The organism is Paenisporosarcina sp. P4_E4_2 (genome assembly GCF_056401595.1).
On sequence record NZ_JBFUJC010000099.1, the window covers coordinates 1 to 9,502 of the forward strand.

Below are 9,502 nucleotides of genomic sequence, written 5' to 3' on the forward strand. Positions count from 1 at the left end.
TAGTAGAAGGCTGTGAATGAACGAGTGTGTCATTTATTTTCCGAATGGTCAATATTGCGTTTACTGTATACATTCCTGCCGGCACTCTCTCCGCTTCATTCGTTTTGTAATTCCAGATACTTTCAAATTGAATTTGTTCTCCTTTGTTTAACGTTTTATATTGAAGTGCTTGGAGAAACATTTTCCCTTTACTAAAATGATACACTCGTTCTCCTTGGGCATTGTACACTGAATAGTCATAAGACTGACTCGTTGGAAATTCTAGAATTATTGGCTGCTCACTATTATTTTTAACTGTAAAAGTAAACGTAGCTTGATCTACATCTGCGGTGACTTTTCCATCCCATTTCAATTCTGTTATGACCCTAACCTCCGTATTTAAAGTTTTATGGTTCCTTACGACGAAAATCATCCGAAAATTGGACAGCAATTCTCCATGAAATGATACCCCTTACTTATAATGATTAAACGAGTTCGTTATTTTTTCGGTACTTCTCCAAAAAGCGCAAATGTAGGATAAACAACAATAAAATTTTAAAGAGCCAATAAAAAAGAAATCCAGTGACTCTAATAGTTACTGGGTTTTTTGAGTATTATTTTATGAAGATTATTGGTGCCCGAGAATTAAAGTGTATCATCTTTTTCAACTCCTGTATCGTCTTTATCCAGATGATAAATGGGTGCACCTTCAGCGACCATATTTTGAGAAGCAATAAAATCTTGATTTTGACGTAATTCCATTTCCTTTTGGCTCACATATTCAGGTTTCATCGTCAAATACTCCCCTAATATAGTTTTTTAGAAGTAGTATATGAAAGTTGTCAGAAAATAATTACGAACTCATGAATGGAAAACCATTCGTGGAATTTTCGATCTGTTTAAAATGATAAGACTAGCGAATGAGGCTGAGCTTATCATTATGTGTATAGACTTCTAGTAACTTTTAATTACAGCATTACTTGTCAGGATGAAAAATCTTATTTAGGGGCATATTTTGAAATGAGAGGAAAGAAATAATACTCTGAACAAGGGAGAGCTAAAACATGCCGATGTCTTATGAACAGGTAGTAAATGTCTTAGATGAGTTTCCAGAGTTAAAGCGTAAAGAAGTCTCGAATAATCGCTCGACCTATTATTATCCCAATAGTCCAATTCGCAAAGAGAATGTATTACAAGAATTGCATTTATCGGGAAATGGTTATTTATTTGTTGGCTATTTGTCTGAATATCGTCATCGTATGGATAAAAGACAGTTCATAAGCATTAAAAAGTTTACAGAACCTGAGTTCAGAGATGCGCTAAAGCAGGTTTTGCAGTCATTTAATGAAAAGGCAAAAGCTTAAAGAATTCAATAATAAGGGACTGTCCAAAAAGGCATTGAAATGACTTTTGAGGACAGTCCTTTTTTCAATTTTCTTCTCCAAAGGATTACTAATTTGATCAACGAATGCATAAAATGAGTAGGATAAAGCGGTAGCATATTTACTTGCTCAAGTTGCAATACAGAAAAAGAAACCAAGGAAAAGGGACACTCTAACGGATAGAGTGAGACCAGCCTTGGTTTTTCTCTTTTTTTCGCCGTACAATCAATTTACTGCATTTAATAGACCATTTTGCTAATCTATTAAGAAAAAATAATAGAGTAGAACAACATAGTAAATTGGTATAATCTCTGGATTAAATGGATATAGTGACAGTAATCTATTAAAAATTGGGGAGGTAGATTATGAACAAAGTAGAGTTTAAGAAGAATTTTGATTTAGGATATGAAGTCCTAGAATTTGTTGCGAATCATGATGAAACATCTATCTGGATTAAGAATCATTACTCTGTTCCTTCTTCCACCGTCAGTTCAACTATCATAAAAATTGCTGGAACACTATATGAAGAGAAAAGATGGGGCTTGATTTTTTCGGATTTAATTGAAATTGAAACGAATGTTAACGAAGAAGTCCAGTTGGAATTGGACCGATTCGAAATCGATATTGAAGATTTTGATGAAGAAGCGTTTCTTGCACAWTTAGTAAATCAAGCCACAATTGAAATACAGAACTCAGAATTCTCTACAGCACTGAAAGAAATGATGGTTGTTTAAARGTACACAAATTTTGAACATAGGTGAAAGGCAGCCCGCATATCAATCATTATCGTTGGAAATATACGTAGGCAGGAGATTGTTATGTGTGGATTTGTAGGGTTTTTGTATAATCAACCTCAAGAAATAAGTGACCTAAGAACGCAGGAAATGAATGAAATTATTTCATTACTTGCCCATAGAGGGCCTGACGACAAAGGGTGTTTTGTTGATGAATATGTAAGCTTTGGATTTAGAAGGCTGAGTATACTAGATATCGAAGGTGGTCATCAACCGTTCTCTTATGAGGATGAACGTTACTGGATTATCTTTAATGGAGAAATTTATAACCACGTTGAACTACGGGAAGAACAAATAGCCAAAGGTCATGAATTTTCTAGTGAATCGGATACGGAAGTCCTTCTTACCTTATATAGTGAGCTTAAAGAAAAAATGGTGCACAAATTAAGAGGGATGTTTGCATTTGTCATTTGGGACAAAGAGGAACAACACTTATTCGGAGCTCGGGATCATTTCGGCATTAAGCCCTTCTTTTACTTAGAAAATGAGGAAATGACGTATTTTTCTTCTGAGAAGAAAGCAATCCTTTATGTCGAATCCGATGAACTGGATGACGATTCACTTCAGCATTATCTGAGCTTCCAATATGTACCTGAACCCAACACCATGACGAGATTGATTAAAAAGTTGCCGGCTGGTCATTATTTCACTAAGAAACCGGAGCAACCAATGGAAATTCATTCTTTCTGGACCCCGAAATTCCAGCAAGTTCATTCTTCAGAAAATCAACTAATCCATGAGATCCGCGAAGTATTAACCGATTCAGTTCATGTTCATATGCGCAGTGATGTACCGGTGGGGGCATTTCTTTCGGGAGGGATTGATTCGTCCTTTATTGTCTCATTGGCAAAGGAAGTGAATCCACGGCTTAAAACGTTTACGGTCGGTTTTGAAAAAAGTGGTTACAGTGAGGTAAATGTCGCAAAAGAAACAGCAAATGTCCTCCAATTGGAAAATATCAGCTATATGATTTCATCACAGGAATTTCTCGAAGAACTTCCTAAAATCGTTTGGCATTTAGATGACCCCTTGGCTGATCCGGCATTAGTTCCGCTATACTTCGTGGCAAGGGAAGCTGCAAGGCATGTAAAAGTTGTATTGTCAGGAGAAGGGGCAGATGAGTTATTCGGTGGCTATAATATTTACCGAGAACCGCATTCTCTAAGGATATTTAATCATATTTCTCCACGGTTTAAAGAAATATTGAAAGTCCTCAGTCGTATATTTCCTGAAGGATTTAAAGGGAAAAGCTTCATTGAACGCGGGACTACACCGTTGGAAGAACGATATATTGGAAATGCCAAGATGTTTGAAGAAAATGAGAAAAGGAAATTGCTTCGAACCTATAAATCGAATTTGGATTATACAACCATCACAAAGCCAATTTATCAACAATCAATGAGTTATGATTCGGTCACGAAAATGCAAAATATAGATATCCACACTTGGCTAAAGGGCGATATATTAGTCAAAGCAGATAAGATGACAATGGCCAATTCACTTGAATTGCGTGTTCCATTTCTAGATAAACACGTTTTCGAAGTGGCATCGAAGATACATACCGACCTGAAAATAAAAAACAATTCAACCAAATACATCTTGAGAAAAGCAGCAGAAGGCCTCGTGCCTGAACATGTGGTGGAACGGAAAAAGCTTGGTTTCCCTGTTCCCATTCGTCATTGGTTAAAAGATGAGTTATATGAATGGGCAATGGACTTAATACATATCAGCCAAACAGAAACTATTTTCAATAAACAGGAAGTGTTTAATTTACTGGCGGATCACGTGAACAATAAAAAAGACAATAGCCGGAAGCTTTGGACGATTCTTATCTTTATGGTTTGGCATCAAGTTTATGTAGAGAATATTTATGAATTTAATCGTTAAGGCGGATATTGAAAAGACTTAGTAAAAAAATACATAAAAAAACGTCCGGCAACCACTCCGGACGTTTTTTCCACAGACCACATAACACAAAACAGGTAGGTTATGTGTTGAAACATAATATGAAATATTTGTAGGACGAAAGACGATGCGCATCCTCTTCCGTCTACCTTTTAAGTCTAACATGGTTATCAGAGTTGGCTAGACATCAATATATAGTTACGTTTCCAGTATGTTCATGAAACAGGCTAAATTTGTCATGGGGTCTGTAGTACTTTAAGAGTAAATGCTTTAACATCGAGTGCCGTATCTTCCCGTTTCACGTCTTCGAGCATAATATCACGGAAATAAGCAACACTTGCCGGTAACGGCAATTTTATTAATTTCGTCAATGCTTCCTGATACATGAGGATAAATTCTGGGTCGGTATTGCCTCGCTTCAATTCGGCAAAGGACTCATAAAACTGATCGAGTTTATCGGCAAATTCAAGAATCCGTCCTTCGATGGTAGCATCTTTTCCCTCTTTCATTCGATGAAAGAAAACGGGTTGAAATTCTTCGGGGATTTCTTCCAATATGAATTTTTCCATCATTTTATCTTCCACATGGGCAATCATTTGCTTCAACTCAGGCGAGGCGTGTTTGACTGGTGTTTTAATGTCACCAATGAAAACTTCCGCGAAATCGTGGTTAATCGTTTTCTCGTACAGCGCTTTCCAATCGATGGCTTCTCCGTTATTTTCTTCAATCGTCGCAAAAAACATGGCGTATTGAGACACTTTCCAACTATGTGCGGCAACATTATGCTCTTCAAATTTAAATTTTCCTGGACAGCGTATGATGCGTTCTAAATCGTTCATGCTCGTAAAAAATCGATGAATTCCCATTGTATTTCTTCTCCTTTAAGGTAGCTGTTTCCTGTCAACGTGTAATCTGTATGTACAAAAGTCTTTCATAAGTGGTTTCCACCATTCCAACAGATTAAACGCTTCTTCCTATACAATGTGTAAAAATCCATCTGGTCGTGACAAATAACACAAAAAAACTCATCCTCATTAATATCTGAGGATGAGTTATGTTTATTATTTTGTTTCTTCAACTGGTGGTGCAACAGGTGTTGTGTAATCAAAATCAATTTCATTCAATCCGTCAATTTCGATTTTTCCTTTTTTGCCAGCCAATGAGCTGTCTGCAGAAAGTTCAACTACTAAAGTTGTACGATCATCAGATAATGAAGTTCCAACAAACTGAAGTTCTTTTACTGAACCATCTTTGAAGTACGCTTCAATGTAGAACATTTCTGCAAGTTCTGTAACTGAATATTCTTTAGGTGCAGCTTCTTCCATTTTGATTTCAATCGTTGTCGAAGTCAGAATTTTAGCTGATTCTGCAAAAGGCATATAGAAAGAGAACATAATTGTATTGTATAGAAGGTTGGCAAATTCACCACGTTTGATGTTGTCATTCGTACCAAATGAAGTTGCTGTTTTACCATTTGTGATTCCTGAGCCATATAAAGCTTCAATATAAGGTGTAAATACCCCAACAGCATCCGTGAATGGTGTTGTTTCTGCATAATCTTCAAGTCCGAATGAAATAGTCAATAACTTCGCCATTGCGCCTCTGCTCAACAGTTGGTCTGGACCGAATTTATCTTTAGATACTCCCGAGATAATTCCTTCTTCAGCCAAAGCATTTACTGCACCTTGGACACGTGGGTTTAAATCTTTGAATCCTGCAGATGGTGCATTATCGACATCAAGACCAAGCGTGTTTGCCAAAATGACAGCAGCATCTCCACGTTTGATATTTAAATCTGTTCCGAAAGTGGTAGGAGTTGTTCCTTTGATTAATTCATATTCATAAAAGAAGCTGACAGCTTCATCATAACTTGAATTAACATCCGTAAATTGGTGTTCCGCTGCAGAAGCAGATGGAACGATGGCAGATACTGCCAGGATAGCTACTAAGCTAGCAGCAATAAATTTTTTAAGACTAGTAAACATTGATCTTTCCTCCTATGTATGGGTAAAACTATTTTCAAATACATCTTAATTTACCATGGATAGTTTTGTATAAATACAGGTAAATTGAGGGATTTTTAATTTGAGCCTAAAGACTCCGTACAATGGGTAAAAAATGATGAATTGGCATAAAAAAACTGCCCTTAAAAAAGGGCAGCACACTTATTTTACTTCTTCTTTTTTGAAACAATACGGCTCAATGCGAAAGCGCCAGCAAAGACTCCGATAGCAGTATTTGTGCGTTTATTGAATACTTGTTTGACAACCAAGTTCAAGTTTTGCGGACGTTCAGCTAATCTTCTCATGAAGTAACCATACCAATCATCTCCGAATGGTACGTATGTGCAGAAGTTGTATCCTTGTTTCGCTAAATCCACTTGCATGTCTTTGCGGAAACCATACAACATTTGGAATTCAAATTTGTCGTTTGAAATTTGATTGTCTTTTACAAACTTCTTCACATGATTGATAACATTGTGGTCATGTGTCGCGATTGAAGAGAATTTACCATTCAGTAAATGATACTCAATCAGTTTGATGTAGTTGGCATCAATTTCTTGTTTTGTTTGGTAAGCGTGTTCAGCAGATTCTTTGTAAGCGCCTTTTACAATACGTAAACGCATATCTTTATATTTTTCGATATCGTCTTGTGCACGGTAGAAGTAAGCTTGAATTACTGTGCCGACATTGCTGTACTGTTCAGAAAGAGTATCGATTAGATCAAATGAAGGTTGAAGGTGACCATAATCTTCCATGTCAAGGTTGATGTGCATGTCATACTTACTCGCTGCAGCAACGATTTCATGTAAGTTGTCAAAACAGAAATCATAATCGATATCGAGACCAAGTTGAGTTGGTTTCAAAGAAATGTGAGCGTCCACTCCATTGGCTTGAATTGCTTCGATTACTTCCAAAATGCTTTCTTTAGCTTTCAAAGCTTCCGATCTTTCGAAAACGAATTCGCCCAAGTTATCAACGGTTGCACTGATGCCCAACGCGTTTAACTCACGAATACTTTTGATTGTATCTTCAACATTTGTTCCAGCGACAACAGTTTGTGCGCCTAATTTCAAACCATATTTTTTAGCTGCACTCGTCAGCAATTGGTTTTTTGATAAAGCCATAAATACATCTTTTAACATGATTTTTGCCTCCTAAAAAATATTCATTATATGTTGTCTTGCATCCGTAAAATCACTAATCCTATCATGTGTATCATGACACCGTTTTATTATAAATCTTTTTTCACGAACATGTACACTAAACGTATTGAGATTGTACGGAAATTCTTTCCTTTTAATCGTAAACCTACTCTTTAATACTATCTGAAAAACATCAGAACAGAACGATATCAGAAATAACTGATTTTTATTTATAGAAAATGCTTATCATACACATCTTAAAGTGACTTTCTCAAGAGCCGTTTAAGGGAGGAAGTTTCTCGTAGGCAGATAGCTTGATGTATAAATGCCATCGATATATTATCAACTCAAGATATTAGTTTTGCGAAAGGATTTTGATGATGACTTTAAATGAAAAATCTATTCCAGTTTCCGTATTGGATTTGGTTGCTGTACTTGAAGGACAAACACATAAAGAAGCAATTGGCGATTTGGTCAATTTAGCTCAACATACAGAAAAACTTGGTTATCAACGTTATTGGTTAACTGAACATCACAATATGCCTGCAGTAATTAGTTCAGCTACGTCAGTTCTTATAGGACATGTGTTGGAAAATACTCAATCCATTCGAGTTGGGTCAGGTGGGATTATGTTGCCGAATCATGCACCCTTGGTTGTAGCAGAGCAATTCGGAACATTAGAAGCCATATATCCGAAACGAGTAGACTTGGGTCTCGGTCGAGCACCTGGAACAGATATGCGTACAGCGCATGCACTTCGTAGAACAACACAGGAAACTGCTTTCGCGTTTCCTCAAGATGTAGTGGAACTGCAACAGTATTTCAGTTCCATTGATCAGCAAGGTGAAGTTCGTGCATTTCCAGGTGTAGATGCCAAAGTGCCAATCTACATTCTCGGTTCTAGTACATCAAGTGCTTCGCTGGCTGCAAGACTTGGATTGCCATATGTATTTGCAGCCCATTTTGCACCGGCTCAACTCGAGCAAGCACTTCAGATATACCGCAATCAATTTACGCCGTCAGAGTATTTAAGCGAGCCATACGTGATGGTTTGTGTAAATGTCGTAGCGGCGGATACGATTGAAGAAGCCACTAAACTTTCCACTTCAACTAATCGGTTCTATTTAAACGTGGTGAGACGCACAGAGGAATTCTTGAAGCCTCCGGTAGAATCAATGGACGGTTTATGGAATTCATTTGAAGAAAGCGCCGTCCGCAGTATGTCTACATATTCCTTTAAAGGTGACAAGAATGCAATTCAGAAACAACTGAAAAGATTCCAGGACACATTCCAAGTGGACGAATTGATGGCTGTGACGTACATTTACGATCGGGAAGCACGAAAACGTTCTTATGAGATACTGAAAGAAGCGATGGATGAACTTCAATAAGAAACAGGAAACAGGCCGGGAGATATTGGCCTGTTTTTTTGTTAAATTCATTTGAAAGGTGCCCGATCCCGTCAAATGATCAATCAACTCCGCTCCAAACAAAGCCGCAGGTGTAAAACTGCCGCCAATTAATTACTGCTGAAAATAAAGAAATTTGGTCATTTCGAAAAAAAAATATAATTTAATCGATTAAAGTTTTAAAAGGAAGTTTATCTCAGTAAATAATTGGTTAAATAATTAATACATAAATTTACTTTTACGTGAAAATTTTAAGTTGGTAAATAAGTGATTTCATGAATAAAAGCTAAACCAGTTGGAGGATGTAAACAGATGAGAACAAAGACAGTGTATAAGCAACATCTTTTATTGAAACAAATTAACCGTAAAAAGAAAGACATGTACAAAAAGGCTAAGCAATTAGGCTACACACATTCATTGGTGGTGACTTGTAGTCAAGAACTGGATCAACTCTTGAATCAATATCAAGAAGTAGGGTGAAGCAATGTTTCAATTAATCACATCATTTTTTGATACTCTATCTCCTCTAGATACACTCAACTGTTGAAACAATATAATATTGTCATACGATAAAATTCCCTTGTCGAAGAGGAAGGCGCGCAAATGCCTGTATCTCACGGCAGGGGTTTTTTAGCTTGTTAAGATACTTTGATAGTGCACATTTGTTCAGATAGATACAGTCGTTTTGAGACTCTGTGTTCAAACGTGTAAAATGATTGTAGAAATTCAATTGGAAAAAGGTGCTTTCATGAAAAAATATATCATTATCGGTGCTGGAATTTTAGGGGCTTCAACTGCTTATCACCTAGCTAAAACGGGTGCAACAGTTACCGTCGTGGATCGCTTTGATAAAGGACAAGCAACGGACGCCGCAGCAGGTATTATATG

The 9,502-nt window shown here is 36.9% G+C and carries 11 protein-coding genes; 6 read left to right on the forward strand and 5 right to left on the reverse strand.

Annotated elements, in window-relative coordinates:
• Together AC1DSB_RS09040 and AC1DSB_RS09045 are read right to left on the reverse strand one after the other, a co-directional pair.
• A partial coding sequence (locus AC1DSB_RS09040) for a BsuPI-related putative proteinase inhibitor (protein WP_477586519.1) occupies window positions 1-352 on the reverse strand: 352 nt, incomplete at its 3' end.
• Between the two features lie 272 nt (window positions 353-624).
• The gene (locus AC1DSB_RS09045) at window positions 625-771 is read right to left on the reverse strand and encodes a hypothetical protein (protein WP_342542350.1); all 147 of its coding nucleotides are present in this window, start codon (window positions 769-771) and stop codon (window positions 625-627) included.
• Between the two features lie 272 nt (window positions 772-1,043).
• On the opposite strand from AC1DSB_RS09045, the gene AC1DSB_RS09050 reads away from it, so the two are divergent.
• The 3 genes from AC1DSB_RS09050 (at window position 1,044) to asnB (ending at window position 4,042) form a co-directional block, all read left to right on the forward strand.
• On the forward strand, window positions 1,044-1,343 hold the full coding sequence (locus tag AC1DSB_RS09050) for a hypothetical protein (RefSeq protein ID WP_477531105.1): 300 nt from the start codon (window positions 1,044-1,046) through the stop codon (window positions 1,341-1,343).
• Window positions 1,344-1,726: 383 nt separating this feature from the next.
• Window positions 1,727-2,095 carry a hypothetical protein gene (locus AC1DSB_RS09055; RefSeq protein WP_477586521.1) on the forward strand — a complete coding sequence of 123 codons (369 nt, stop codon included), beginning with the start codon at window positions 1,727-1,729 and terminating at the stop codon, window positions 2,093-2,095.
• 84 nt (window positions 2,096-2,179) lie between these two features.
• Window positions 2,180-4,042 (forward strand): asparagine synthase (glutamine-hydrolyzing), encoded by a 1,863-nt coding sequence (gene asnB, locus AC1DSB_RS09060; RefSeq protein ID WP_477531107.1) that lies wholly within the window; start codon window positions 2,180-2,182, stop codon window positions 4,040-4,042.
• A gap of 254 nt (window positions 4,043-4,296) precedes the next feature.
• Here asnB and AC1DSB_RS09065 read toward each other — a convergent pair whose 3' ends face one another.
• The 3 genes from AC1DSB_RS09065 to AC1DSB_RS09075 form a co-directional block, all read right to left on the reverse strand.
• Complete coding sequence (locus AC1DSB_RS09065) at window positions 4,297-4,926, reverse strand: YfbR-like 5'-deoxynucleotidase (RefSeq protein WP_016428560.1); 630 nt, start codon at window positions 4,924-4,926, stop codon at window positions 4,297-4,299.
• 195 nt (window positions 4,927-5,121) lie between these two features.
• Window positions 5,122-6,045: an S-layer homology domain-containing protein gene (locus AC1DSB_RS09070; RefSeq protein ID WP_016428559.1), complete on the reverse strand. Its 924-nt coding sequence runs from the start codon at window positions 6,043-6,045 to the stop codon at window positions 5,122-5,124.
• 185 nt (window positions 6,046-6,230) lie between these two features.
• Complete coding sequence (locus tag AC1DSB_RS09075) at window positions 6,231-7,205, reverse strand: proline dehydrogenase family protein (protein WP_477531108.1); 975 nt, start codon at window positions 7,203-7,205, stop codon at window positions 6,231-6,233.
• 377 nt (window positions 7,206-7,582) lie between these two features.
• On the opposite strand from AC1DSB_RS09075, the gene AC1DSB_RS09080 reads away from it, so the two are divergent.
• The 3 genes from AC1DSB_RS09080 to AC1DSB_RS09090 form a co-directional block, all read left to right on the forward strand.
• Complete coding sequence (locus AC1DSB_RS09080; protein ID WP_477531109.1) at window positions 7,583-8,596, forward strand: LLM class flavin-dependent oxidoreductase; 1,014 nt, start codon at window positions 7,583-7,585, stop codon at window positions 8,594-8,596.
• Between the two features lie 330 nt (window positions 8,597-8,926).
• Window positions 8,927-9,094, forward strand: coding sequence for an aspartyl-phosphate phosphatase Spo0E family protein (locus tag AC1DSB_RS09085; RefSeq protein WP_477531110.1), 168 nt, complete (start codon window positions 8,927-8,929; stop codon window positions 9,092-9,094).
• A gap of 268 nt (window positions 9,095-9,362) precedes the next feature.
• Window positions 9,363-9,502 (forward strand): FAD-dependent oxidoreductase (locus AC1DSB_RS09090; protein ID WP_477586523.1); only part of this gene is annotated, 140 nt, incomplete at its 3' end.

Coding starts and splice junctions, on each gene's coding strand:
- AC1DSB_RS09075 (WP_477531108.1), bottom strand. CDS start 7,205: ATGTTAAAAGATGTATTTATGGCTTTATCAAAAAACCAATTGCTGACG.
- asnB (WP_477531107.1), top strand. CDS start 2,180: ATGTGTGGATTTGTAGGGTTTTTGTATAATCAACCTCAAGAAATAAGT.
- AC1DSB_RS09050 (WP_477531105.1), top strand. CDS start 1,044: ATGCCGATGTCTTATGAACAGGTAGTAAATGTCTTAGATGAGTTTCCA.
- AC1DSB_RS09045 (WP_342542350.1), bottom strand. CDS start 771: ATGAAACCTGAATATGTGAGCCAAAAGGAAATGGAATTACGTCAAAAT.
- AC1DSB_RS09070 (WP_016428559.1), bottom strand. CDS start 6,045: ATGTTTACTAGTCTTAAAAAATTTATTGCTGCTAGCTTAGTAGCTATC.
- AC1DSB_RS09065 (WP_016428560.1), bottom strand. CDS start 4,926: ATGGGAATTCATCGATTTTTTACGAGCATGAACGATTTAGAACGCATC.
- AC1DSB_RS09085 (WP_477531110.1), top strand. CDS start 8,927: ATGAGAACAAAGACAGTGTATAAGCAACATCTTTTATTGAAACAAATT.
- AC1DSB_RS09080 (WP_477531109.1), top strand. CDS start 7,583: ATGATGACTTTAAATGAAAAATCTATTCCAGTTTCCGTATTGGATTTG.